This is a genomic window from Streptomyces sp. WI03-4A (genome assembly GCF_033792105.1).
Lineage (GTDB): Bacteria > Actinomycetota > Actinomycetes > Streptomycetales > Streptomycetaceae > Streptomyces > Streptomyces collinus_A.
The window spans coordinates 26,720-51,051 of sequence record NZ_JARAUO010000032.1; the positions used below are offsets into that span (position 1 = coordinate 26,720).

21 protein-coding genes are annotated in these 24,332 nt (G+C 73.0%); 11 read left to right on the forward strand and 10 right to left on the reverse strand.

The window, feature by feature from the left end; translation table 11 throughout:
• On the reverse strand, positions 1-714 hold the full coding sequence (gene npdG, locus PV343_RS27485; RefSeq protein WP_319149667.1) for an NADPH-dependent F420 reductase: 714 nt from the start codon (positions 712-714) through the stop codon (positions 1-3).
• Positions 715-777: 63 nt separating this feature from the next.
• Positions 778-1,851: a sialidase family protein gene (locus tag PV343_RS27490; protein ID WP_319149668.1), complete on the reverse strand. Its 1,074-nt coding sequence runs from the start codon at positions 1,849-1,851 to the stop codon at positions 778-780.
• A 108-nt stretch (positions 1,852-1,959) separates the two neighbouring features.
• On the opposite strand from PV343_RS27490, the gene PV343_RS27495 reads away from it, so the two are divergent.
• Both PV343_RS27495 and PV343_RS27500 read left to right on the forward strand, forming a co-directional pair.
• The gene (locus PV343_RS27495) at positions 1,960-2,562 is read left to right on the forward strand and encodes a hypothetical protein (protein ID WP_319149669.1); all 603 of its coding nucleotides are present in this window, start codon (positions 1,960-1,962) and stop codon (positions 2,560-2,562) included.
• A 74-nt stretch (positions 2,563-2,636) separates the two neighbouring features.
• Positions 2,637-3,911 (forward strand): MFS transporter, encoded by a 1,275-nt coding sequence (locus PV343_RS27500; RefSeq protein WP_319149670.1) that lies wholly within the window; start codon positions 2,637-2,639, stop codon positions 3,909-3,911.
• Here the strand turns inward: PV343_RS27500 and PV343_RS27505 are convergent, their stop codons facing one another.
• Entirely contained in the window at positions 3,912-4,148 is a 237-nt protein-coding gene (locus PV343_RS27505) for a hypothetical protein (protein WP_319149671.1), read from the reverse strand.
• Positions 4,149-4,206: 58 nt separating this feature from the next.
• Between PV343_RS27505 and map the strand changes: the two genes are divergently transcribed.
• A complete protein-coding gene (map, locus tag PV343_RS27510) occupies positions 4,207-5,064 on the forward strand; it encodes a type I methionyl aminopeptidase (RefSeq protein WP_319149672.1) in 858 nt (285 codons plus the stop codon).
• 151 nt (positions 5,065-5,215) lie between these two features.
• A complete protein-coding gene (locus PV343_RS27515) occupies positions 5,216-5,863 on the forward strand; it encodes a heme oxygenase (biliverdin-producing) (RefSeq protein ID WP_319149673.1) in 648 nt (215 codons plus the stop codon).
• 217 nt (positions 5,864-6,080) lie between these two features.
• Here the strand turns inward: PV343_RS27515 and PV343_RS27520 are convergent, their stop codons facing one another.
• Positions 6,081-6,725: a PhzF family phenazine biosynthesis protein gene (locus PV343_RS27520; RefSeq protein ID WP_319149674.1), complete on the reverse strand. Its 645-nt coding sequence runs from the start codon at positions 6,723-6,725 to the stop codon at positions 6,081-6,083.
• A 118-nt stretch (positions 6,726-6,843) separates the two neighbouring features.
• Between PV343_RS27520 and efeO the strand changes: the two genes are divergently transcribed.
• From efeO to PV343_RS27540, 4 genes are all read left to right on the forward strand, one after another.
• Complete coding sequence (gene efeO, locus PV343_RS27525; protein ID WP_319149675.1) at positions 6,844-7,980, forward strand: iron uptake system protein EfeO; 1,137 nt, start codon at positions 6,844-6,846, stop codon at positions 7,978-7,980.
• Between the two features lie 11 nt (positions 7,981-7,991).
• Positions 7,992-9,257: an iron uptake transporter deferrochelatase/peroxidase subunit gene (gene efeB, locus PV343_RS27530; RefSeq protein WP_319149676.1), complete on the forward strand. Its 1,266-nt coding sequence runs from the start codon at positions 7,992-7,994 to the stop codon at positions 9,255-9,257.
• Between the two features lie 3 nt (positions 9,258-9,260).
• Positions 9,261-10,136 carry an iron uptake transporter permease EfeU gene (gene efeU / locus PV343_RS27535; protein ID WP_319149677.1) on the forward strand — a complete coding sequence of 292 codons (876 nt, stop codon included), beginning with the start codon at positions 9,261-9,263 and terminating at the stop codon, positions 10,134-10,136.
• 99 nt (positions 10,137-10,235) lie between these two features.
• A complete protein-coding gene (locus PV343_RS27540) occupies positions 10,236-11,228 on the forward strand; it encodes a hypothetical protein (RefSeq protein ID WP_319149678.1) in 993 nt (330 codons plus the stop codon).
• 48 nt (positions 11,229-11,276) lie between these two features.
• Here the strand turns inward: PV343_RS27540 and PV343_RS27545 are convergent, their stop codons facing one another.
• The 5 genes from PV343_RS27545 to PV343_RS27565 all read right to left on the reverse strand — a co-directional run bounded on the left by PV343_RS27545 (position 11,277) and on the right by PV343_RS27565 (position 16,412).
• Positions 11,277-12,014, reverse strand: coding sequence for a bifunctional DNA primase/polymerase (locus PV343_RS27545; RefSeq protein ID WP_319149679.1), 738 nt, complete (start codon positions 12,012-12,014; stop codon positions 11,277-11,279).
• A 159-nt stretch (positions 12,015-12,173) separates the two neighbouring features.
• Positions 12,174-12,788 carry a TetR/AcrR family transcriptional regulator gene (locus PV343_RS27550; protein ID WP_319149680.1) on the reverse strand — a complete coding sequence of 205 codons (615 nt, stop codon included), beginning with the start codon at positions 12,786-12,788 and terminating at the stop codon, positions 12,174-12,176.
• Positions 12,789-12,814: 26 nt separating this feature from the next.
• Positions 12,815-13,810: a small ribosomal subunit Rsm22 family protein gene (locus tag PV343_RS27555; protein WP_319149681.1), complete on the reverse strand. Its 996-nt coding sequence runs from the start codon at positions 13,808-13,810 to the stop codon at positions 12,815-12,817.
• A gap of 188 nt (positions 13,811-13,998) precedes the next feature.
• Positions 13,999-15,168 carry a serine hydrolase domain-containing protein gene (locus PV343_RS27560; RefSeq protein WP_319149682.1) on the reverse strand — a complete coding sequence of 390 codons (1,170 nt, stop codon included), beginning with the start codon at positions 15,166-15,168 and terminating at the stop codon, positions 13,999-14,001.
• On the reverse strand, positions 15,120-16,412 hold the full coding sequence (locus PV343_RS27565) for a multidrug effflux MFS transporter (protein WP_319149683.1): 1,293 nt from the start codon (positions 16,410-16,412) through the stop codon (positions 15,120-15,122). Before PV343_RS27565 ends, PV343_RS27560 begins: the two co-directional genes overlap by 49 nt.
• Before the next feature lie 85 nt (positions 16,413-16,497).
• Between PV343_RS27565 and PV343_RS27570 the strand changes: the two genes are divergently transcribed.
• The 3 genes from PV343_RS27570 (at position 16,498) to PV343_RS27580 (ending at position 22,707) form a co-directional block, all read left to right on the forward strand.
• Positions 16,498-17,520 carry a Gfo/Idh/MocA family protein gene (locus PV343_RS27570; RefSeq protein ID WP_319149684.1) on the forward strand — a complete coding sequence of 341 codons (1,023 nt, stop codon included), beginning with the start codon at positions 16,498-16,500 and terminating at the stop codon, positions 17,518-17,520.
• Between the two features lie 182 nt (positions 17,521-17,702).
• Positions 17,703-21,875, forward strand: coding sequence for a trypsin-like peptidase domain-containing protein (locus tag PV343_RS27575; protein ID WP_319149685.1), 4,173 nt, complete (start codon positions 17,703-17,705; stop codon positions 21,873-21,875).
• A 73-nt stretch (positions 21,876-21,948) separates the two neighbouring features.
• Positions 21,949-22,707 carry an SDR family oxidoreductase gene (locus PV343_RS27580; RefSeq protein ID WP_319149686.1) on the forward strand — a complete coding sequence of 253 codons (759 nt, stop codon included), beginning with the start codon at positions 21,949-21,951 and terminating at the stop codon, positions 22,705-22,707.
• Between the two features lie 278 nt (positions 22,708-22,985).
• Here the strand turns inward: PV343_RS27580 and PV343_RS27585 are convergent, their stop codons facing one another.
• The gene (locus PV343_RS27585; protein ID WP_319149687.1) at positions 22,986-24,215 is read right to left on the reverse strand and encodes a D-alanyl-D-alanine carboxypeptidase family protein; all 1,230 of its coding nucleotides are present in this window, start codon (positions 24,213-24,215) and stop codon (positions 22,986-22,988) included.
• Between the last annotated feature and the right edge of the window lie 117 nt (positions 24,216-24,332).

The window sequence follows — 24,332 nt, forward strand, 5'->3', positions numbered from 1 at the left end:
TCACACGTCGGTGACCCGGAGCCCGGCGTGTGCCTTGTAGCGGCGGTTCACGGAGATCAGGTTCGCGACCAGCGACTCGACCTGGTGGGCGTTGCGCAACCGGCCGGCGAAGATGCCGCGCATGCCGGGGATGCGCCCGGCCAGCGCCTGGACGATCTCAACGTCGGCGCGGGCCTCGCCCAGCACCATGACGTCGGTGTCGATCTCCTCGATCTCCGGGTCCTGCAGCAGCACGGCCGACAGGTGGTGGAAGGCGGCGGTGACCCGGGAGTCCGGCAGCAGGGCGGCGGCCTGCTCGGCGGCGCTGCCCTCCTCCGGCTTGAGCGCGTAGGCGCCCTGCTTGTCGAAGCCGAGCGGGTTCACGCAGTCGACGACGAGCTTCCCGGCCAGTTCCTCGCGCAGCGACTCGAGGGTCTTGCCGTGGCCCTCCCACGGCACGGCGACGATCACGATGTCGCTGCGGCGCGCGGTCTCCGCGTTGTCGGCGCCCTCGACGCCGTCCCCCAGCTCCTCGGCGGTGGCCCGGGCACGCTCCGCGGCCCGCGAGCCGATGATCACCTTCTGGCCGGCCCGGGCGAGCCGGTGGGCGAGGCCCTTGCCCTGCGGCCCTGTGCCGCCGAGCACGCCGACGACCAGCCCGGAGACGTCGGGCAGGTCCCAGGGGTCCTTGGCGGGGGCCTTCGCGGGAGTCTGTGCGCTGTCGGTAGAGGTCATGGGCCGACTCTACGTCCGCGGGGCGGGCGGCACCGGGCGTCCGCGGGGGCGGACGGCCGCGGTTCAGGTGAGCCGCGTCACGGGGAGGCGACGGAAGGTGATGGTCTCGTAGGCGCTGAAGTCCCCTGTCTCATAGAGGAGTCCGACCGTGTCCCGGTCGACGCGGACCAGGTCGGAGTAGGCGGCGGGCAGTCCGTCGACGGTGTGGGCGGTGCGCCAGGTGGTGCCGCCGTCGATGGAGGCGCGGACGGTCATCAGGGCGCGCGCCGCGGGGTCTCCCGGGCCGGAGAAGAGCAGCAGGTCGGGGTCGCGGAGCTGCAGCACGGCAGCCTCGCAGACCGGGGCGGCGAGGCCGGCCTGCGGGCGGAACGGTTTCACGAGGGTCCTGCCGCCGTCCCGGGAGTGGGCGTCGGCGCGGTTGCCGGGGGACGGGGAGTCGTTGCGGGTGTTGAGGTAGACGCGGCCGTCGGGGAGTTCGGCGGCGGTGGTCTCGTTGACGTTGACGTAGCCGTCGGTGTTCTCGTCGAGGTAGCCGAGGTACCAGTTCGCGCCGCGGTCGTCGCTGAGCAGGCAGTGGCCGCTGTTGTAGCGGGCCTCGGCGCCGGTGTCGGTGCCGGTGGGCGGCAGGGTGTGGTTGCCGGGGACCAGGACGCGGCCGGAGGTGAGCTGGAGGGCGTGGCCGGGGGTGGTGGCGTACCAGCGCCAGCCGGGCCGCTTCACCTGGTGGGTGATCTCCCGGGGCGGGGACCAGGTCAGTCCGTCGTCGTCGCTGTGCCGCAGCCACACCCGGCGGCCGTCGGCGTCCGTGACCCGGCCGCGCAGGATGGCGTCCTCGGTGGCGGCGGCCGCCGCCCGGACGTGCACGAGCAGGATGCGGCCGGTGTCCAGGACGACGGGGGCGGGGTTGCCCGCGAGGTTCTTCCCGTTGCTCGCGGCGACCTGGAGCGGTCCCCAGGTGCGGCCGCCGTCCGTGGACCGCTTCAGCACGATGTCGATGTGCCCGTGGTCGGCGGCGGAGCCGGCCCGGCCCTCGCAGAAGGCGAGCAGGGTGCCCGCGCGGCTCGCGACGACGGCGGGGATGCGGAAGCTCGCGTATCCCTCGTGGCCCGCGCGGAAGGGGACGCTCACATCGGTCATCGGACGGCTCCTCGGTGGACGGCGACGGTCCGTCACCCCTCCCCGGGTCGGGCGAATTCGGGGTGAACTCCACGTCACGACTGCCCGGTTGCGGCAGTATGCGGTCGCATGGACGCCGTACGGGTCGCGCTGCTGCGCGAGGTGCTCGCCGGGACCGAGTGGCTGGGGGCCACCCGGCGGTTCGCGGGGACGCTGCGCGGGTCCGTGGTGGCGCACGGCGGCGGGCTGCTGCTGGTGGGCACGCCCGCGTACGAGCCCTGGCACCTGGCCGCGCACCTGGTGGACGAGGCGGCCTGGTCGGGCACGCCCGAGCTGGCGCCGACGCTGGTACGGCACCACGCGCGTCCCTCCGACCCCGCGCACCTGGCCGTCGGCCCGGGCCGGATCGAGGCGGCCAGGCGCGGCGAGACCCTGCTGGTGGTCGCCCCCGAGGAGCCCGCTGAGCTGCTGGAGCGGGTGCACGGCGCGCGCCGGGCCGGGGTGACAGTGCTGGCGCTCGGCGCGGGCGGGGGCGAACTGGCGGCGATGGCCCACGACACACTGGCGGTGCCGGAGGGCGCGGAGCTGGACCTGGACAGCGTGCAGCACCTGGTGAGCGCGGCGGCGGGCGAGAACGGGGGCGGGGGCTCGCCGCGGGGCCGGCACGGCTTCCGTGACCGGCTGTCGAGGCTGGCGGAGATCCTGACGGCGCCGCCGGCCGCGCCCTGGTGACCTACCGCCGGTGACCATGCCGCCCGCCTGGAAAAGAAGTTGCCCGGCGCCGGGGCCGAGCGGACCATGCTGCGGTGCCCGCACTCCTGCCCGACCTCGCCCCCTGGAAAGCCTCCGCCGACTTCCGCAGGCTGTGGGCCTCCGGCCTGATCAGCAACTTCGGCAGCTTCCTGACCTTCGTCGCGCTGCCGGTGCAGCTGAAGGACCTGACCGGGTCGGCGGCGGCCGTGGGTGCCATCGGCGCGGTGGAACTGATCCCGCTGATCGTCTTCGGGCTGTACGGCGGCGCCCTCGCCGACGCCCTGGACAAGCGGCGGCTGATCGTGTGGACGGAGGCGGGACAGGGCCTGCTCAGCGCCGCCCTGCTGGTGAACGCGCTGCTCCCCGGGCCCGCCGTGTGGCCGCTGTACGTGGTGGCGGCGCTCTCCTCCGCGCTGGTGTCGGTCCAGCGGCCCGCGCTGGACTCGCTGCTGCCGCGGATCGTGGCCCACGAGCACCTGCCCGCCGCCGCCTCCCTGAACTCGTTCCGCTGGACCGTGGGCGGGGTGGCCGGTCCGGCGGTCGCGGGTGTGGTCGTGGCCTACGCGGGCCTGGGCTGGGCGTACGCCGCCGATCTGCTGACCTTCGCGGTGTCGCTGGCGTTCATCGTCCGCATCGCGCCCTCCCCCGCATCCCACGAGGCGGCCAGGCCGGATCTGCGGGCCGTCGTGGAGGGCGCCCGCTATGCCTGGAGCCGCAAGGAACTCCTCGGCACCTACGCGGTCGACCTCGCCGCGATGTTCCTGGCCATGCCGCTGGCCGTGCTGCCGTTCCTCGCCGACGAGCTGCACGCCGCGTGGTCGCTCGGCCTGATGTACGCGACCTTCCCGCTGGGCGCGCTGCTGGTCAGCGCAACAGCCGGCTGGACGTCGCGGGTTCACCGGCACGGCCGCATGGTGGTGCTGTCCGCCGCGCTGTGGGGCCTGGCGGTCACCGCGGCGGGTCTGGTCGGCGACGTCTGGCTGGTGCTGCTGCTCCTGACCGTGGCCGGCGCCTGCGACATGGTCAGCGGGATCTTCCGGGGCGCGATGTGGAACCAGACGATCCCCGACGAGCTGCGCGGCCGCCTCGCCGGCATCGAGCTGCTGTCCTACTCGGTGGGACCGCAGCTCGGGCAGGTCCGCTCCGGCGGGGTCGCCGCCTGGGCGGGCGTACGGATGTCCGTGTGGTCGGGTGGGGCGCTCTGCGCGGGCGCGATGGGGCTGCTCGCCCTGTGCCTGCCCGGGCTGACGGCCTACGACGCCCGGACCAACGTGCACGCGGTGCGGCTGCGCGAGCAGCGCGCCGCCACCGCGCCCACGCGGGTGTGATCAGTCCTCGCCGGCGTCCCGGCCGCCCCCCTGCGCGTCGTGCCAGCGGGGGTCGGTCTCCCACTCGAGGTTGCGCTCCTGGGCGGTCTCCATCGCGCGCTGCGCCTCCTGCGGGCTCGCGTAGGGACCGAAGCGGTCCTTGCCCGGGCAGTCCGGGCCCTCCTCGACCTTCTTGTGCTCCAGGCAGTAGTACCACTCGCCCGGTTTACCGACGGTGCGCTTCTTGAACAGGGCCATGTACAGCTCCTCTCGCCATCGACATGTTCCCCCGAGCCCGCTGGTTAGACTCGCTGACATGTCCGCCCAGTCGCTGCTCGTACCAGGGGAACTCTCCCCCACCCGCTCGGTACCCGGGAACATCCGCCGCCCCGAGTACGTCGGCAAGCCCGCGCCGGCGCCGTACACCGGTCCGGAGGTGCAGACCCCGGAGACCGTCGAGGCGATGCGCGTCGCCGGCCGCATCGCCGCGCAGGCGATGGAGGAGGCCGCGAAGATCATCGCGCCCGGTGTCACCACGGACCAGCTGGACCAGGTCGCCCACGCGTACATGTGCGACCACGGCGCCTACCCGTCCACGCTCGGCTACCGCGGCTTCCCGAAGTCGCTGTGCACCTCGGTCAACGAGGTCATCTGCCACGGCATCCCGGACTCGACGGTCCTCGACGACGGCGACATCGTCAACCTGGACGTCACGGCGTACATCGGCGGGGTGCACGGCGACAACAACGCCACCTACCTGGTGGGTGACGTCGACGAGGAGTCCCGGCTGCTCGTGGAGCGGACCCGGGAGTCGCTGAACCGGGCGATCAAGGCGGTCAGGCCGGGCCGGCAGATCAACGTCATCGGCCGGGTCATCGAGTCCTACGCCAAGCGGTTCGGCTACGGCGTCGTCCGTGACTTCACGGGTCACGGGATCAGCTCCTCGTTCCACTCCGGTCTGATCATCCCGCACTACGACAGCCCGCACGCGACGACCGTGATGCAGCCGGGGATGACCTTCACGATCGAGCCGATGCTGACGCTGGGCACCCACGAGTACGACATGTGGGACGACGGCTGGACGGTCGTGACCAAGGACCGCAGGCGGACGGCCCAGTTCGAGCACACGCTGGTCGTGACGGAGACCGGGGCGGAGATCCTCACCCTGCCGTGACGGCCCGCCGGCGTGCCGGCCGCCCGTCCTCCTGAAGCCCGCCCCGGCGCCCGGGGCGGGCTTCCCGCACATCCGGAGCGGGCTCCGGATGTTTTTCCGACACCCTGTCGGTAAAGTTACCGACAGCAGGTCGGCAAACCGGGGAGAGTCCATGGAGTCGTTCTCGACCGTGATCCGCACGGCGTCCCACGAGCAGCACGTGGAGGCGGAGACCTCGACGTTCATGAGCGACCTGCTCGGCGGCCGGCTCGGCGTGGCCGCGTTCGCCCGCTACACCGAGCAGCTGTGGTTCGTCTACGAGGCCCTGGAGAGCACCGCCGGGCGGCTGGCGGCGGACCCGGTGGCCGGGCCCTTCCTCCGGCCGGAGCTGCTGCGACTGCCCGCGCTGGAGCGGGACCTGGCGCACCTGCGGGGTCCGGGGTGGCGCTCCACACTGTCCGCCCTGCCCGCGACCCGGGCGTACGCCGACCGGGTCCGGGAGTGCGCCGAGGACTGGCCCGGCGGGTACGTCGCCCACCACTACACCCGCTACCTGGGCGACCTCTCCGGCGGCCAGGTCGTCCGGGACCGCGCGGAGCGCACCTGGGGTTTCGCGCGCAAGGGTGACGGCGTCCGCTTCTACGTCTTCGAGGACATCGCCAACCCGGCCGCGTTCAAGCGCGGGTACCGCGAACTGCTGGACGCCGTCGAGGCGGACGAGCTGGAGCGGCAGCGGATCGTGGCGGAGTGCCGTCGGGCGTTCGAGCTGAACACCGGGGTCTTCCGGGCCCTGGGCGCGGAGTTCCCGCTGAGCGCCTAGGGCCTGTTGCGAAAGTGGCCTCGTCGCCCGAAGGGCGGCCGGGCGGCGTCCGGTGCGTGCTCTCGGCGTACCGCCCGGAAGTCCTCGTACCGGGCGTACTCGGGCTTTCGGGCGGTGCGGCGAGAGTGCGTGCCTGGCGTCGCACGGCAGAGGACCACTTTCGCAACAGGCCCTAGGCCGGACGCCGCCTGCGTCGTGGGGCAGGCGGGACTTTGCGCTAGCGCTCCAGGAGGACCCGGCCGCCGATCTCCACCCAGCCGTGCGGCTGCGGCGCGGTCAGGATCTGCGAGCCCCTGCCCTGCGTGATGTTCAGGGCGCGGCCCAGCCGGTCGGTCAGGAGCAGCGCCGCGGCGCCGGTCGCCTCGTCCTCCTCGATCCCGTCGTCGCGGCCGGGGAAGGCCCGGGCGCGGACCCGGCCGGCCGCCTCGTCCTCCCAGGCCCAGGCGTAGACCCACTCGCCGGGCGGCGGGACGGTCAGGGCGTCGACCTCGGCGGCACTCGCGAACTGGCGCAGGGTGCGCGGCGGGACCCACTCCGCGCGGGCTTCGATCCAGCTGAACTCGCCGTCGAGGCGGACGCCGACCTCCCCGGCGGGCGTGACCAGTTCGGGCACGTCCAGCAGCCAGGCCGCGCCCACGCAGGGGTGACCGGCGAAGGGCAGGCGCAGGGTGGGCGTGTAGATGTCGATCACTCCGCGCTCGGGGTCGTCCACGAACACGGTCTCGCTGAACCCGAGCTTCGCTGCGAGCTCCTGCCGGTCGTCCCGCCCGGGCAGCACCGAGCCCTCCCGCACGACACCGAGTTCATTGCCGTAGCCGCCGTTGGGCGCGCAGAAGACGCGGAGTACGTCGTAATCAGTCACTCCGGAATTGAAACACCGCCCCCGGTGAGAGCTGAATCACGACCCCGCCGGGCAGTACTGAGGTAAGCCTCAGGTAAGTTAGGGCAGCCTCACCACACCGGATCCGCTGGGAGCCTGCATGCGAGCCGTCCGACTGACCGTCACCGCCGCCACCGCCGTGGCGGCCCTGACCGCCCTCTCGGCCTGCACCGCGAAGAGCGACGCCGCCGACGGCGACGCGATCCGGGTGACCGCGGCCGACGCCAAGTGCGAGACCTCCACCAAGTCGGTGCCGGCCGGGCAGGTCACGCTGAAGATAGAGAACAAGGGCGCGAAGGCCACCGAGGTCGAGATCCTGTTCCCGGACGACCGGATCGTCTCCGAGAAGGAGAACATCGGCCCCGGCACCAAGTACACGCTGACCGCCGAGGTGAAGGCCGGCTCGTACGAGATCGCCTGCCGCCCCGGCATGAAGGGCCACGGCGTCCGGCAGAAGCTCACCGTGACCGGCGGCGGCACCACCGCCAAGCGCGACCCGAGGCTCGACAAGGCAGTCGCCGACTACCGCCAGTACGCGCAGGACCAGGCCGACCAGACGCTGCCGCTCGTCGAGACCTTCGTGAAGGCCGTCAAGGACGGCGACCTGGAGGCCGCCAAGAAGGCGTACGCGCCCTCGCGCCTCGGCTGGGAGCGCACCGAGCCGGTCGCCGAGTCCTTCGGCGACATCGACCCCAAGGTCGACGTCCGCGAGGACGGCCTGGAGGACGGCCAGAAGTGGACCGGCTGGCACCGCCTGGAGAAGGCCCTGTGGGCCGACAAGAAGATCGGCGCCGAGGAGAAGACCCTCGCCGACCAGCTGGTCGGCGACCTGAAGGACTGGCAGAAGCGGGTCGGCAAGGCCGAGATCACCCCCTCCTCCATGGCCAACGGCGCCAAGGAGCTGCTCGACGAGGTCGCCACCGGCAAGGTCACCGGTGAGGAGGAGCGCTACTCGCACACCGACCTGGTCGACTTCAAGGGCAACGTCGAGGGCGCGCAGAAGGCGTACGAGCTGCTCAAGCCGGTCGCGACGAAGAACGACCCGGCGCTGGCCAAGGAGCTGGACAAGCAGTTCGCCGCGCTCGGCACGCTGCTCGACAAGTACCGCTCCGACAAGAACTCCTACGACTTCGTCTCCTACGACAAGCTCACCAAGGACCAGACCAAGGAGCTGCTGGACGCGGTCAACGCCCTCGCGGAGCCGCTGTCCAAGCTCGCCGCCGCGGTCGTGAAGTAGGAGGGACAGGCATGACCGAGACCCAGGACACCGCCGGCTCCCCGTCCCGCCGTGCGCTGATCGGCTGGGGCGGTGCCGGGCTCGCGCTCGGTGCCGTCGCGGCCGGCGGTGCCGTGGCCGCGACCCGGGCCGGCGACGACGCGGACCCCGCCGCCGCCGAGGCGGGCGGCGCCGTCGCGTTCCACGGCGCCCACCAGGCGGGCATCGCCACCCCGGTCCAGGACCGGCTGCACTTCGCCGCGTTCGACGTGAAGACCGACGACCGCGCCGAGTTCGTGCGGATGCTGAAGGACTGGACGGCCGCCGCCCGCCGGATGACCGCCGGTCACGCGGTCGGTGAGGGCGCGTTCGGCGGACTGGCCGAGGCACCGCCGGACGACACCGGCGAGGCCCTGGGTCTCAAGCCCTCCCGGCTGACGCTGACGATCGGGTTCGGACCGTCCCTGTTCGAGCGGTTCGACCTGGCCGGCAAGCGGCCCGAGGCCCTCGTCGACCTGCCCAAGTTCGCGGGCGACAACCTGGACCGGGCCCGCACCGGCGGCGACCTGTGCATCCAGGCCTGCGCGGACGACCCCCAGGTCGCCGTGCACGCCATCCGCAACCTGGCCCGCATCGGCTTCGGCAAGGTCGCCATCCGCTGGTCCCAGCTCGGCTTCGGCAAGACCTCCTCCACCACCCCGGACGCCCAGACGCCCCGCAACCTGATGGGCTTCAAGGACGGCACCCGCAACATCGCGGGCACCGAGACGGACCGGCTGAAGAAGTTCGTGTGGGTCGGCGACGGCGACGGCGGCAAGGACGAGTCCTGGATGACCGGCGGGTCCTACCTGGTCGCCCGCCGCATCCGGATGAACATCGAGACCTGGGACCGCACCTCGCTGCAGGAGCAGGAGGACGTCTTCGGCCGGGACAAGGGCGAGGGCGCCCCGGTCGGCAAGGCCAAGGAGCACGACAAGCCGTTCCTGAAGGCGATGAAGCCCGACGCGCACGTGCGGCTCGCGCACCCCGACTCCAACAACGGGATCACGATCCTGCGCCGGGGCTACTCCTTCACGGACGGCACGGACGGCCTCGGCCGCCTCGACGCGGGCCTGTTCTTCCTGGCCTATCAGCGCGACGTCCGCAAGGGGTTCATCCCGCTGCAGCGGCAGCTGTCGTCGAAAGACGCGCTCAACGAGTACATCCAGCACGTGGGTTCGGCTGTCTTCGCCGTCCCGCCCGGCGTCCGGGACAAGGACGACTGGTGGGGGCGGACGCTGTTCTCCGAGGAGGCGTAGCCCGTGTTCTCCAACTACCTGATCGGCCTGCGCGAGGGCCTGGAAGCCAGCCTCGTCGTCTGCATCCTGATCGCCTACCTGGTCAAGACCGGCCGCAGGGACGCCCTGAAGCCGATCTGGATCGGCATCGCCATCGCCGTCGCCATCGCCATGGGCTTCGGCTGCGCCCTGGAGTTCGGCTCCCAGGAGCTGACGTTCGAGGCGCAGGAGGCGCTCGGCGGCTCGCTGTCCGTCATCGCCGTCGGCCTGGTGACCTGGATGGTGTTCTGGATGCGGCGCACCGCCCGGCACCTGAGGTCCGAACTGCACGGCAAGCTGGACGCGGCCCTCGCCATGGGCACCGGCGCGCTGGTCGCCACCGCGTTCCTGGCCGTCGGCCGGGAGGGCCTGGAGACCGCCCTGTTCGTGTGGGCCTCGGTGCACGCCGCCTCCGACGGCACCCCGCGCCCGCTGCTCGGCGTGGCCCTCGGCCTGGCCACGGCGGTCCTGCTCGGCTGGCTGTTCTACCGCGGCGCCCTGAAGATCAACCTGGCCAAGTTCTTCACCTGGACCGGCGGGATGCTGGTGGTGGTCGCGGCGGGCGTGCTGGCGTACGGCTTCCACGACCTCCAGGAGGCCAACTGGATCCCGGGCATCGCCGACCTGGCCTTCGACATCAGCGGCACGATCCCGCCGGACAGCTGGTACGGCACCCTCCTCAAGGGCGTCTTCAACTTCCAGCCCGACCCGACCGTCGTGCAGCTGGCGGTGTGGGCCCTCTACCTGGTGCCGACCCTGGCCGTCTTCCTGGCCACGCCCGAGTTCCTGGCCCGCCTCAAGGGCGGCGGGCGGAGCGCGGCCGCTCCGGCGGCCGAGGAGCGGGTCCCGGCCGCCGAGTGACGGCGGGGGTGGACGGTACCGAGTGCGTGAACCGGCCACCCGCGCGTGTCCCCGTCCCGGTAGGGTTCGCCTCCGGAAAGGGGAGGGTGAAGGCACTTCATGAGCAGGGATCGCGGTCGTCGTGGGCTTCGCAGGCGTGACCGGAACGCACTCATAGCGGCCTCGCTGACCGCTTTGTCGATGACGGCGAGCGGATGCGTGGTGGTGCACGGGGAACGCGAGGTGCTGCCTGCCACCACCCGCGCCGAGGCCGCCAAGGCGCTCGTCCGGTTCACGGACGCCTACAACAAGGCCGACAAGGCCTACGACCGCTCCCTGGACGCGGGGCAGGTCACCGGCGCCCTCGCCGACATCGACGGGGCCCGGCTGAAGGCCGGGCACGTCAACAACCCCTCCGGCAACCCCCGCCACACGCCGCTGGAGCTGACGGACGCGCACTTCACGATCCCCGCGAAGGCCGGCTGGCCCCGCTGGTTCGTCGCGGACGCCAAGGGCAACGTGGGGGGCAACGCCCGCTGGCTGATGGTGTTCACCCGCCACGGGCTCGACGAGCAGTGGAAGGCCGCGTATCTGACGCTGGTGGCGCCCGGCGCCGTACCGGAGTTCAGGAAGGACGCGGACGGGTTCGCCGAGACCGTCCCCGCGGACGCCCCGGGCCTCGCCGTGCTGCCCGCCGGTCTGAGCAGGGCCTACGCGCGCTATCTGCAGGACGGCGGGAAGACCTTCGCGGACGGGCGGAGCACCAGCGCTCTGCGCGCGGACCGCGCGAAGCGGGCGAAGAAGCCGGGCCTGGTGCGGCAGTACATCGACGAGCCGCTGAGCCGCGGCGACTACGCGCCGCTCGCGCTGCGCACGGCGGACGGCGGGGCGCTGGTGTTCTTCACCACGCACCACTTCGAGAAGCAGACCGCCGCCGCGGGCACCTCCGTGCCGGTCCCGAACAAGGACGTGCGGGCCCTGACCAAGGGCGAGGTCAAGCAGTCGCTGACGCTGGAGATCGTCTCCAACGAGGCCGCCCTCGTCCCGGCGGGCAGCGGCCCGGTGTCGATCCTGGGCCAGGTGCGGGGGCTGACGGCCGCGCAGGGCGAGTAGGCCCGCCCGGGACCTCGACCACCGCTTGCGGGGTGCCGCCCGCGCGGCTCAGTGCCGCAGGGGCCAGGCGGCGTCCGCCCGGCCGGTGTCTGTGCCGACGTGCCGGGCGCAGGCGTCCGTGAGCGCCTCCAGCAGGCTCAGCGGGTCGGGCAGCGGCTGCTCCGGGCCGCGCACCCAGTGCACCCCGCGGTCCTCGCCCGGCAGCCGGGCCGGCGGTACGAGGACGTAGGAGCCGCGGCAGTGCCAGCGAAGCCCCGGGTGCTCGTCCATGGTCTCGGGGTGGCAGTCCAGCGCGCAGGGCCACCACTCGTCCTCGTCCTCGGGGGTGCCGCGGGTGAGGGTGAAGAACAGCATGCGGCCGTCGTCGCTCTCGGCGACCGGGCCGACCTCGACGCCGGCCCCGAGCAGCCGGTCGAGCGCCTCGCGGCCGGCCTCCAGGGGCACGTCCAGGACGTCGTGCGTCATGCCGGTGGCGGTGATGAAGTTGGCCTCCGGCTGGTGCCGGGCCCAGCGCTCGATCTGCGCGCGGTCCGTCGTGGACTGGGTCTGCCAGGCGAACGACACCGGGTGCCGGGCCGGGGTCGGGCAGCCGACGCGGTCGCAGGAGCAGCCGTAGCCGGGGCCGGGGTGCGCGGCGGGGGCCAGGGGCAGCCCGGCCGCGGCGACGGAGAGCAGCAGGGCCTCGCGGCCGCCGGTGTCGGCGGCGGTCTCCTTCGGGCGGCGCCCGAGCAGCCACTGGGAGAGTCTGCCCTGCCGGCCGGACCGGCCGCCGAACGTCGCGCTCATCTACCCCTCGCCTCGCCGTGGTCGCCTCGCTGTGGTGCGGCCAGCATGCCCTATCGTCCCACCTTCCCCTGCTTCGGGGTGCCTGTGGGGCAATCCGGGCGATGCGGGCGAGACGTGCCTCACAGACGTGCGTCACGGACCGGGCGGCCCGGGCGACGGTCAGCGCGGGGCGATGCCGTGCAGCGCGTAGTCGACCAGCGTGTCCGTGTAGTCGTAGGAGATCGGGCCGGTGCGCTGCAGCCACCGCTGGGCGAGCGGGGAGACGAACAGCTCCAGCGCGATGCGCGGATCGACGTCGGCGCGCACCGCCCCGGTGGCCTGCGCGGAGCGCAGCCGGCCCACGTAGAGCTGGAGCTGGGGTTCGAGGAGCTTGGTGACGAACTCGCGGCCGACCTGCTCGTTGACCAGGCCCTCGGCGGCCAGGGAGCGGGCGGGCACCTCGAAGCGCGGGTCGAGGAGTTCGTCGACCGTGGCCCGCAGCACCGCCTTGAGGTCGGCGGCGAGGTCGCCCGTGTCGGGGACGGCGGACGCCTCCTGCCCGGCCGCCCGCGCCATCTGCTCGCCGAGGTCGAGGAAGGCCTCCAGCAGGACGTCCGCCTTGGACCCCCACCACCGGTAGATGGTCTGCTTGCCGACCCCGGCCCTGGCGGCGATCCCCTCGACGGTGGTCCTGGGGTACCCGGCCTCGGCGACCAGGGCGAGGGCGGCGGCGTAGATCGCCCGCCGGGACTTCTCGCTGCGGCGGGTGGCGTCGGGGGCGGGCTTCTTGACCATGGGGGTGACGCTAACAAGCGCGCCGGTCAGGCGGACGCGTCCGGCGGCGGCCAGGGGTCGCCCCAGTCCGCGTCCCGGGCGGCCCGGTAGAGGGCGCCGTGACGCTTGGTGACCGTCGTACGGCTCAGGCGCTCGTCGGTCTCGCACAGGTCGAGGAGCACCTGGCCCTTGCGGATCTGCGGGCGCCGCACGACACGGGCGGATGCCGGTGCCACGGGCAGCCGGGTGGCGGCGACGTAGCTGAACTTCTCGTCCTCGTAGGCCAGGGAGCCGCCCTTGACCTGGCGGTGCAGGGAGGAGCGGCTGACCCGGGCGGAGAAGTGGCACCAGTCGGTGCCGGGGACGATGGGGCAGGCGGCGCTGTGCGGGCAGGGGGCGGCGACCCGGAACCCGGCCCCGACCAGCCGGTCGCGGGCCTCGATGACCCGCGCGTAGCCCGCGGGGGTGCCGGCCTCCACGATCACGACCGACCGGGCGGCCGCCGCGGCGGCGTCGACGAGGGCGGCGCGGTCGGCCTCGGCGAGTTCGTTGAGGACGTACGACACCGTCACGAGGTCGGTGGGTTCCAGGGTGAGCTCGGTGCCGATCCGGGCCCGCTGCCAGCGGGCGCGGCTCAGGTCCGGGTTGGCGGCGGCGATCTCCCGGCCGAGGGCGAGCGCGGGCTCGGCCCAGTCCAGCACGGTGACGTCGCGTTCGCCGGGCCAGGTCTCCGTGACGGCCCAGGTGGCGGCGCCGGTGCCGCCGCCGACGTCGACATGCCCGGCGGGCGTCCACCCGGGCACGGCCTGTGCGAACGCCTCCAGCGCGGAGCGGACCGCCTCGAAGGTGGCCGGCATGCGGTAGGCGGCGTAGGCGGCGACGTCGGCGCGGTCGCGGAGGATCGGGGCGTGGGTGGGGGTGTCGCCCCGGTACTTGGCGATCAGCCGTTCCACGGCTCCGGCGGCCTGGCTGGGCGGAAGACCGGCGAGCAGTTCCGCGAGGGTGCCGCGGAGGGCTTCGGCCGGCGAGGCGGGGGCGTTCACCTGGCGATTGTATGGCTGGGGACACCGCCCTTTGGACCGCTCCGTCCCGGGGCGGCTCCGGCCCCCCGGCCCCCTCCGACCCGGGGCCACTCCGCCCCCCGACCGCCCCGTCCCGGGCGGCCCTGGCCCACGAGCCCCGCAATCCTGCCGCCGGGCCCGCACCCCGGTCGCCGTTCTCCGGTGAGGGCTCAGACGACCGCTCGTGCCAGGTAGGTGGCGAGTGCGGCCCTCGGGCGGCTGTCGGGGGCCCGGCGACGGGGGTGGACCGTGTTGGCGAGCAGGACCAGGAAGGTGTCCGTCGCCGGGTCCAGGACCAGTGAGGTGCCGGTGAAGCCGGTGTGCCCCGCCGCGCCCCGGCCCGCGAGTTCGCCCATGAACCACGGCTGGTCCACGGCGAAGCCCAGGCCCGGCGGGGTCAGCAGGAGTTCCACGAAGTCGGGGCCGAGGACGCGGGCGGGCCCGTACCCGCCGCCGGCCAGCAGGGTGCGGGCGAAGACCGCGAGGTCGTGCGCGGTGGAGAAGAGGCCCGCGTGGCCCGCCACGCCGCCGAGCGCCCAGGCGTTCTCGTCGTGGACCTGGCCGCGCAGCATCCCCCGGTCCGCCTTGGCCCACGGCCGCCGCTGGTCCTCGGTGGCCGCGGCGCCGGGGCAGGGTCCGAAGGTGGTGGCCGTCATGCCGAGCGGGCGGGTGATGCCGTCCGCGATGAGCACGTCGAGGCTGCGGCCGGTGATCCGCTCCAGCACGAACTGGAGCAGCAGCATGTTCAGGTCCGAGTAGAGGTGGGTGCCGGGCGCGGCGACGGGTGCCTCGGCGCGCAGCAGGGCGAGCCTGGCGGTGTCGTCCGGACAGTCGTACAGCGGGAGTTCGGGGCGCAGCCCGGAGGTGTGGGTGAGCAACTGCCGCACGGTGATGCCGTGTTCGGCGGCCGCGGTGAACTCCGGCAGGTACGCGCCGACGCGGGCGTCCATGCCGAGGGTGCCGCGCTCGATCTGCTGCACGGCGGCGACGGACGTGAACAGCTTGGTGAGGGAGGCCAGGTCGAAGGGGGTGTCGACGGTGACCGGCACCCGGTCGGCGGGCGGCAGTTCCACGCCGGTGCCGGTGACGGGGTCGTAGCGGGCGTGGCGCACGGCCCAGCCGGACGCCTCGGCGACGGCGATCACCGGGCCGCGCCCGGCCAGCACGACGGCACCGGCGGCCCAGGGGCGCGCTCCGGCGGTGAGGGCGTGCACCTCCTCGGCCAGGTGGCGGAGTTGGACGGGGTCGAGCCCGGCGCGCTCGGGTGTGCCGGCGCGCAGTCGCGGTGCGCTCAGTTCTGGTCCCCCTCCGAATCCGCACGTGTGTTCCAAGGACGGCACATTCCCACGAAGCAGGCCGCGGCGACCAGTGCGCCCGCCAGTTGGACGATCGCCATGGGCACGGCGGTGTGCTCTCCGGCGACGCCGACGAGCGGGGAGGCGATCGCTCCGACGAGGAAGGAGGCGGTGCCGAGCAGCGCGGAGGCGGAACCGGCGGCCTGCCGGGTGCGCAGCAGGGCCAGTGACTGGGCGTTGGGCAGGGTGATGCCCATCGCGGACATCAGCACGAACAGGGCGGCCGCGACCGGGGCGAGCCCGACGTCGCCGAACGCGCCGCAGGCCATCAGCAGCAGGGCGGTCGCGGCGAGCACGATCACCGCGAGGCCGGTGCCGAGCACCTTGTCCAGGCTGACCCGGCCCACCAGCACCTTGCCGTTGACCTGCCCCGCGATCACCAGGCCGACCGAGTTCAGACCGAAGAGCAGGCTGAAGGTCTGCGGGGAGGCGCCGTAGATCTCCTGGACGACGAACGGGGAGGCGCTGATGTAGGCGAACAGCGCGGCGAAGGCGAAGCCGCCGGCCAGCAGGTAGCCGGTGAAGGGGAGGTCGGCGAGCAGGCCGCGCATGGCGCGCAGGGCCTCGCCCACTCCCCCGCCGTGCCGCCGGGCGGGCGGCAGCGTCTCGGGCAGCCGCAGCCAGACGACGACGGCGAGCGCGGCGCCGACGACGGTGAGGACGGCGAACACGCCCCGCCAGTCCGTCACCCTGAGGATCTGTCCGCCGATGAGCGGGGCCACGATCGGCGCGGTCCCGGATATCAGCATCAGGGTGGAGAAGAAGCGGGCCATGGCGACGCCGTCGTACAGGTCGCGTACGACGGCCCGCGCGATGACGATGCCGGCCGCGCCCGCGAGGCCCTGCGCCAGCCGGAGGGCGACCAGTGCCTCGACGTTCGGGGCCACCGCGCACAGGGCGGTGGCGAGGAGGTAGAGCGCGAGGCCGGCCAGCAGCGGGCGGCGGCGGCCCCAGCGGTCGCTCATCGGCCCGACGACGAGCTGCCCGAGCGCCATGCCGGCCAGGCAGGCGGTGAGGGTGAGCTGCACCGTCGCGGCGGGGGCGTGCAGCGTGCGGGTGACCTCCGGCAGGGACGGGAGGTACATGTCCATCGCGAGCGGGGGTGTGGCGGTGAGGCCGCCGAGCACCAGGGTGACGAGCAGGCCGGTGCGCCGGGCGGCGGCCGGGGCCGGTGCGGTGGTGGGCTGCTGCCCCGTCTCCGGTGCCGGTGCCGCCGCGTGCTCGGGCATGGGTCCCTCCCTCTCGTACTGACCGGCACCTATGCTCTCAGCTCGTACACACTGCCGAGGCACACACGGACGAGGGCGGGGCGGGATGGCGGAGCAGAGCGTGCGGTGGGGGATCCTGGCGACGGGCGGCATCGCGGCGGCCTTCGCGGCGGATCTGGTGGATCTGCCGGACGCGGAGATCGTGGCGGTCGGCTCGCGCAGCCGGGAGTCGGCGGAGGCGTTCGCCGAGCGGTTCGGGGTGACGCGTGCCTACGGCGACTGGGAGTCGCTGGCCGCGGACGCGGACATCGATGTCGTGTACGTGGCGACCCCGCACGCGGCGCACCGGACGGCGGCCGGGCTGTGCCTCACGGCCGGGCGGAACGTGCTGTGCGAGAAGGCGTTCACGCTGAACCTGCGCGAGGCCGAGGAACTGGTGGCGCTGGCCAAGGAGCACGACCGCTTCCTGATGGAGGCGATGTGGATGTACTGCAACCCGCTGGTCCGGCGGCTGACGGCGCTGGTGCGGGACGGGGCGATCGGCGAGGTGCGCTCGGTGCAGGCCGACTTCGGGCTGGCCGGGCCGTTCCCGCCGGCGCACCGGCTGCGGGACCCCGCGCTGGGCGGCGGCGCGCTGCTGGACCTCGGGGTGTACCCGGTCTCCTTCGCGCAGCTCCTGCTGGGCGAGCCGGACGAGGTGGTGGCGCGGGCGGTGCTCTCGCGGGAGGGCGTCGACCTCCAGACGGGCGCCCTGCTGTCCTGGGAGAGCGGGGCGCTGGCCTCGGTGCACTGCTCCATCGTGGGCGGTACGGCGGTCACCGCGTCGGTCACCGGCTCGCGCGGCCGGATCGACGTCCCCGCGGGCTTCTTCCACCCCGACCGCTTCGTGCTGCACCGCGACGGGCGTGAGCCCGAGGAGTTCACCGCCGCACCGGAGGACGGCCCGCGCACCAGCCTGCGGCACGAGGCGCGGGAGGTCATGCGGGCGCTGCGCGCGGGCGAGAAGGAGTCACCGCTCGTGCCGCTGGCGGGCAGCCTCGCGGTGATGCGCACGCTGGACACGATCCGCGACCGGATCGGGGTGCGGTACCCGGGGGACGACGCGGTGACCGCCGCCGCGGTCGTCTGAGAAATTGGTCCGTCAACTTCTCCTCGGTGAATGAACGTTCTACATAAAATCCCCCTATATCACGATTGCGATTAGCACGAAAAGGCGAGAAACTGATGGTCAGTCGGCGATGAGTCCATCTACCGCTGTCACCTGAGAGACACCATCCCTGCCCTCGCGCCGGGAGTAAGCGGGTCGTTCCCATGGACGTCGGTGTCAGGGGCGAGGCCCTCGCCCCCCTGTCGGAACTGCTGAGCGCCGTGGCCCAGGTCCTGGACTCCGGTGAACGGGTCGCCGGTGCCGGTTTCCTGGTCACGGAGGACGTGCTGGTGACGTGCGCGCACGTGGTGGAGGCCGCCGGCTCCGGGCCCGGAGAGCACGTGTCGCTGCGCTTCCCCCACGTGGAGGGGGTGCACTCGATGCGGGGCCTGGTCCTGGCCGAAGGGTGGCGGGACCCCGAGGACGAGGACGTGGCCGTGATCCGGCTGCGCGGCGCCCCGGCCGGGGCGCGACCGCTGCCCCTGGGTTCCACCGGCGGCTGCCGGGGCCACCGGGTACGCTCGTTCGGATTTCCCGCCCAGGCCCCGACGGGTGGCCACTTCGGTTACGGCCAGGCCGGCGACCTGCTGCCGGGCAAGGGCAGGGCCGGCCATCTGCAACTGACGGGGGCGAACGACCTGACCACGGGCTTCAGCGGTGGCCCGGTCGTGGACGAGGTCACCGGCCTGGTGGTAGGCATGCTGACCGAGATCGCCGCCCCCGACGCCTATGAACGGGGCCAGGGCATCGCCTACGTCATCCCCACCCGCACCCTGCGCGAGATCTGGCCGGAGCTGACCGTCCGCGACGTGTGCCCCTATCGGGGGCTGGAGCCGTTCACCGCGGAACACGCCCAGTGGTACGAGGGCCGCAAGGACGCGGTGCGCCAGGTGCTGACGAACCTGCAGCAACACCGCGTGACCCTGCTCCTCGGCCCTTCCGGCTCGGGCAAGTCCTCGCTCGTGCAGGCCGGAATCGTGCCCCAGCTGGCCGCGGGCGCGCTCCCGGGGAGCGACAGGTGGCTGCCGGTGCTGACCCGCCCCCGGAAGGACCTGCTGGCCGAACTGGAACGCGCGGGGCTGCCCGGGGCCTCCGAGGACGGGATCGCGGAGGCCGTCACCCGCAGGCTGGCGGCCGAACCCGACGCGGAACGCGTCGTGCTGATCATCGACCAGTTCGAGGAACTCCTCACGCTGCCCTCCACGCGCGGGGACGTGGACCGGCGCCTGGCCGCGACGGACCGGATCACCACGGCGGTCAAGTCGCATGCCAAGCTCACGGTGATCCTGGTCATGCGCGACGACTTCTACCCTCACCAGGCGGCCCTGGCACCCAAGTTGCTGGAAGCCGCGGTGCCCGGTCTGCTCAACATCCCCCGCACCCTCGACGAGCAGGACCTGCGCGACATCATCACCCGGCCTGCCGAGGCGGCGGGCGCGTGCCTGGAGCACGGACTGCCCGAGCAGATCATCGCCGACGTGCTGGCCATCACCCCGGAGCTGGCCGCCAGCCGGCGGGCCCCGGTCACCGTGCTGCCGCTGCTCGAACTGGCGCTGAGTCAACTCTGGCAGCGCCGCGACGAGGGGTATCTGACCCACGATGCCTACCGGCGCGTCGGCGGAGTCACCGGCAGCCTGACCACCTGGTGCGACACCGCCCTCGAACAGCTCACCCCCGGGCAACGCCCGGTGGCCCAGCGCATCCTGACCTCGCTGGTTCGCCCGGCCGACCCCGACCACCACATACCCGCCATCCGCAAGCAGGTCTCCCTCCGGTCACTCCGCGGTCTCGCGGCCGACCCCGACGGCACGTCCGGTGACGGCGACTTCGACGAGGTGCTGGCCACGCTCGTCCGGCATCGCATCATCACCACCTACGCGCCCGAGGCCTCCGACCTCTCCCGGACGAGCACGGCGGAGCCCGTCGCGGAGCTGATCCACGACGCCCTGATCCGGGACTGGGACACCCTGCGCGACTGGGTGGCCCAGGACCACCGGTTCCACGAGTGGTTCGAACGCACCCGCCACCAGTGCGCCCGCTGGGCCCGGAGCGGTGATCCCGGTGACCTCCTCCGGGGGACCGCCCTCGCCGAGGGCCTCGACTGGCTCCAGCAGCGTCGCCTGCCGGACGACGTCACCGCCTTCATCACCGCCGGTAAGGACCACCAGCAGGCCGCCATCCGGCGCAGCAGGCGCCTCAACTCCGTCCTCGCCACCCTGCTCGTCCTCGTACTCCTCGTCTCGGGCGGTGTCCTCTGGCAGTGGCGGACGGCGGTCGCCCAGCGGCAGGCGGCGCTGTCCCGGCAGTTGGCGACCCAGTCCACCTCGCTCATCGCCACACAGCCCGACGCCGCCTCTCTCCTGGCGGTCGCGGCCTACCGGGCGAGCCCGACCCGGGAAGCGGCCGAGAGCCTGGCGAACGCGGCGGCCCTGCCGCTGAGGCAGCGGCTGACCGGCCACAACGGCCCGGTGCAGGCGCTGGCGCTCAGCCCGGACGGCCGCACCCTCGCCACCGGGAGCACGGACAGGACCGCGCGACTGTGGGACACGGCCACCGGCCGGCTGCGCGCCACCTTGAAAGGCCACCACGACCTCGTCAACACGGTGGCGTTCAGCCCGGACGGCCGTACGCTCGCCACCGGCAGCGACGACCAGACCGTACGGCTCTGGGACACGGCCACCGGACGGACCCGCAGGTCCTTCATCGCCGACAACTCCTACGTACAGTCCGTGACGTTCAGTCCGGACGGGCGCCTTCTGGCGACGGGCGGCGGCGACGGCGAGGTCGGAGTGTGGGACCCGGCCACCGGAGACCCGCTCGCCTACCTGAAAGGCCATGGCGACTCGATCCAGTCGGTGGCGTTCAGCCCGGACGGCCGCACGCTCGCCTCCGGCAGCAGGGACAGGACGGTGCGGTTGTGGGACCCGGCCGCCGGTACCGGGCGGGTGCTCAAGGGCCACACCGATGGTGTGGAGGCTGTGGCGTTCAGCCCGGACGGCCGTACACTCGCCTCCGGCAGCGACGACCAGACCGTACGGCTCTGGGACACGGCCACCGGTGCGACCAGCGCCACCCTGAGCGACCACACCGCCTTCGTCGACACACTGGCCTTCAGCCCGGACGGCCGCACCCTCGCCTCCGGCAGCGGTGACAACACCATCCGGTTGTGGGACGTGGCCACGGGTACCGACCGCATCACGATCAAAGGCCACACCGACACCGTCGACGCACTGGCCTTCAGCCGGGACGGCCGCATGCTCGCCAGCGGCAGCACCGACCGGACGGTGCGGATGTGGAACATGGTCACGGGCACGGTCCGGGCCACCCTGACCGGGCCCACCGAGAGCGTGGACGCCGTCGCGTTCCGTCCGGACGGCCGGATGCTGGCCTCCGGCGGTGCCGACAAGAAGGTGGACCTGTGGGACACGGCGACGGGCAGAAAGCGCGCCACCTTGCAGGGCCACTCCCGAAAGGTGGAGGCGACGGCGTTCAGCCCGGACGGCCGCACCCTCGCCAGCACGAGCGCCGACAACACCGTACGACTGTGGGACGTGGCGGCCGGCAAGCTGCGCCACCTGCTGCGCGGACACACCAACGAGGTGACCTCGGCGGGGTTCAGTCCTGACGGGCGCACCCTGGTCACCGGCAGCCTGGACGCCACGGTCCGGCGGTGGGACGTCGCCACCGGCCGCGAACGCCCCCACCCGATCACCTTGCCGAACGAGAGGCTCGTCGGCGTCCTCGATGTCGCGGTGAGTCCGGGCGGCCGTACGCTCGCCGTCGGCAGCACCGACGACTACGTCCGGCTCTACGACATGGAAACCGGCCATCTGCGTGCCACTCTGCAGGGTCACACCAGCCCGGTGTACCGGGTGCAGTTCAGCCCGGACGGCCGCACCCTCGCGTCCGGCAGCGACGACAACAGCGTCGTGTTGTGGGACGTGGCGTCGGCGACGGTCCGGACCACCCTCAACGGTCACACCGACACCGTGTACTCGGTGGCGTTCAGCCCGGACGGCCGTACACTCGCCTCCGCCAGTGCCGACGGCACCGTGCGGCTGTGGAACACGGCCACCGGAAGGACGGTGGGCATCCTCAGCAGTCATAACGGCGCCGTGGATTCCGAAGCCTTCAGCCCCGACGGCCGCACCCTCGTCACCGGCAACGACGACCACACGGTGCGCCTCTGGCAGGTCGCCCTCCCCCGGCCCGACACGTGGACGCAGCGGATCTGCCGCGCCGTCGGGCGCGACCTGACCCGGCAGGAGCGCTCGCAGTACCACCTGGGCGGCTCGCTCGGCCACATCTGCTCGTCCGGCCTTCAGGGTCACGCCTGAGAGTGCCTTGAGGTTGCCCGTATGGCGGACACCTGATTCCGCATGGCGGACTTCGAGCCTACGCTGCGGTGCCATGACTGACAGGCAATCGAAGATCGCGGTGGTGACCGGCGCCGGCTCCGGCATCGGGCGGGCCGTCGCCGTGGAGCTGTCGCGCGGTGGCTGGTCCGTGGCGCTGGCCGGCCGGCGGATGGAGACGCTGGAGGAGACGGCGGGGCTGGTGCCCGAGGGGCCCTCGCTCGCCGTGCGCACCGACGTGTCCCGCCCCGAGGAGGTCACGGCGCTGTTCGCGGCGACGGTGGAGCTGTTCGGGCGGGTCGACCTGCTGTTCAACAACGCCGGCACGTTCGGTCCCGGTGGGGTGCCGGTCGAGGAGCTGCCCTACGACGCCTGGCGGCACGTGGTGGACACCAACCTCAACGGGGCGTTCCTGTGCGCGCAGGCGGCGTACCGGCAGATGAAGGAGCAGTCCCCGCAGGGCGGCCGGATCATCAACAACGGCTCGATCTCCGCGCACACGCCCCGCCCGATGTCGGTGGCCTACACCGCGACCAAGCACGCGCTGACCGGCCTGACCAAGTCGCTGTCGCTGGACGGGCGGCCGTACCGGATCGCGGTCGGGCAGATCGACATCGGCAACGCGGCCACCGACATGACGGCCCGTATGGCGACCGGTGCGCTCCAGGCCGACGGGGAGGTCGTGCCCGAGCCGGTGATGGACGTGGCCGACGTGGCGCGCACCGTGCGGCACATGGCCGAGCTGCCTCTTGAGGCGAACGTGCAGTTCGCGACGGTGCTGGCGACGGCGATGCCGTACGTCGGGCGGGGCTGAGGGCGGGGCCGGGACCCGGCTCGGCCCGGACCTCTCCCCGGCTTCACGCCTCACACAAACGGAATTTGAAAGTCCGCACTATTGCGGCCGGTCGACCGCATATGCTCAACTTTCCTCCACAAGAGCTTCACACTTGGGGCGCGGGGGTTCCGAAGCCATACCCAGGGGGGAAGACGGCGGCCGTTCCACCGGACCGGAGTTGGGGGTGGACCTCGCGTGGGACCGCGAGGTGCGCACCGGTCGGTGGAACGGCCGCCGCCGCATTCCTGCCCGGCGGTTCAGCGCCGGTGCCGTCCTCCGGACTCACGCTCCGGCTCGGTCTCCGCCTCCGGCACGCCCGCGTCGTCGCCCGCGGTCGCGGCCGCCGGCCTCGCCCGGAGCTTGCGGCGCAGCGCCCACGCACCCGCGCCCAGCAGCGCCGCCGTCCCGGCGCCGCCCTCCACCAGCCGCAACGCCGAAGGACCCTTCGACGCCGTGCCGGGAGCGCCGGCCGCGGGCTTGGCCGCCTTGCCCGGGGGCGCCGGGGTGGCGCTCGCGCCGCCCTCGCTGAGCGGGGTCACCAGCGCGCCCACCGCCTGGGCCGAACGCCCGTGCCCGAAGCCCCAGTCGAGCAGCGCCGCGGTCTGCTCGTACACCGCGTTGCTGCCGGCCACCGGATGCATCACGGTGACCAGCAGGGTGCGTCCGCCGCGGGTGGCCGCACCGGTGAAGGTGTTGCCGGCGTGGCTGGTGTAACCGTTCTTCACACCGATCAGGCCGTCGTACGTGCCCAGCCCCCAGGCCCCCGTGAGCAGGCGGTCGGTGTTCTGGATCTGGAAGGTCTTCTTGCCACCCGCCGGGAAGTCGGCGATCCGCGTGCCGCAGTACTCGCGGAAGTCGGGGTCCTTCAGGCCGTGCCGGGCGAACAGCGTGAGGTCGTACGCCGAGGAGAGCTGCCCCTTGTGGTCGAAGCCGTCGGGGCTGACCACATGGGTGTCCAGGGCCTGCAGGTCCTCGGCCCTGGCCTGCATCTCCGCGACCGTCTTCGCGACACCGCCGTTCATGTGCGCGAGCACGTGCACGGCGTCGTTGCCGGAGCGCAGGAACACGCCCTGCCAGAGCTGCTCCACGGTGTAGGTGATGCCGGGCTTGATGCCTACGAGGCTGGAGCCGGCCGGGATGTCGGCGAGGTCCGCGTCGGTGACCCGGTGCCGTGCGGTCCGTTCGAACTTGGCCAGCACGGTGTCCGCGAACAGCATCTTCAGGGTGGACGCGGGCGCCAGCCGCCGGTGGGCGTTGAACGAGGCGAGCACCTCGCCGCTCTCGCAGTCGGCGACCAGCCACGAGCGGGCGTCGAGCTTCTTGGGCAGTCCGGTGGCACCGCGCACCTGGACGCCGGTTCGGGCCAGCCGTTCACCGCCGACGACGGCGGGTTCGGCGGCGGCGGCCGGGGCGGCCGCGGACAGGGGAAGGGCGGCGGCCGTCAGTCCGAGGACGGCACGTCGGCTGAGCCGGGAACAATCACGCACCCCGGGACCGTACACCGCACCCAACAGGGGATTCCTGGCAGGACGCCCTCAATGGCATGGGAATTTGCTGTCTTATGAAATTTTGGTCGCCCACCTCTTTTTCTCAGCTCTGACACA

Excerpts from the sequence above, each read along its gene's own strand:
- efeO (WP_319149675.1), top strand. The coding sequence starts at position 6,844 with ATGCGAGCCGTCCGACTGACCGTCACCGCCGCCACCGCCGTGGCGGCC.
- PV343_RS27515 (WP_319149673.1), top strand. The coding sequence starts at position 5,216 with ATGGAGTCGTTCTCGACCGTGATCCGCACGGCGTCCCACGAGCAGCAC.
- map (WP_319149672.1), top strand. The coding sequence starts at position 4,207 with ATGTCCGCCCAGTCGCTGCTCGTACCAGGGGAACTCTCCCCCACCCGC.
- PV343_RS27580 (WP_319149686.1), top strand. The coding sequence starts at position 21,949 with ATGACTGACAGGCAATCGAAGATCGCGGTGGTGACCGGCGCCGGCTCC.
- PV343_RS27550 (WP_319149680.1), bottom strand. The coding sequence starts at position 12,788 with ATGGTCAAGAAGCCCGCCCCCGACGCCACCCGCCGCAGCGAGAAGTCC.
- PV343_RS27565 (WP_319149683.1), bottom strand. The coding sequence starts at position 16,412 with ATGCCCGAGCACGCGGCGGCACCGGCACCGGAGACGGGGCAGCAGCCC.
- npdG (WP_319149667.1), bottom strand. The coding sequence starts at position 714 with ATGACCTCTACCGACAGCGCACAGACTCCCGCGAAGGCCCCCGCCAAG.
- efeB (WP_319149676.1), top strand. The coding sequence starts at position 7,992 with ATGACCGAGACCCAGGACACCGCCGGCTCCCCGTCCCGCCGTGCGCTG.
- PV343_RS27570 (WP_319149684.1), top strand. The coding sequence starts at position 16,498 with ATGGCGGAGCAGAGCGTGCGGTGGGGGATCCTGGCGACGGGCGGCATC.
- PV343_RS27575 (WP_319149685.1), top strand. The coding sequence starts at position 17,703 with ATGGACGTCGGTGTCAGGGGCGAGGCCCTCGCCCCCCTGTCGGAACTG.
- PV343_RS27490 (WP_319149668.1), bottom strand. The coding sequence starts at position 1,851 with ATGACCGATGTGAGCGTCCCCTTCCGCGCGGGCCACGAGGGATACGCG.
- PV343_RS27495 (WP_319149669.1), top strand. The coding sequence starts at position 1,960 with ATGGACGCCGTACGGGTCGCGCTGCTGCGCGAGGTGCTCGCCGGGACC.
- PV343_RS27545 (WP_319149679.1), bottom strand. The coding sequence starts at position 12,014 with ATGAGCGCGACGTTCGGCGGCCGGTCCGGCCGGCAGGGCAGACTCTCC.
- PV343_RS27505 (WP_319149671.1), bottom strand. The coding sequence starts at position 4,148 with ATGGCCCTGTTCAAGAAGCGCACCGTCGGTAAACCGGGCGAGTGGTAC.
- PV343_RS27540 (WP_319149678.1), top strand. The coding sequence starts at position 10,236 with ATGAGCAGGGATCGCGGTCGTCGTGGGCTTCGCAGGCGTGACCGGAAC.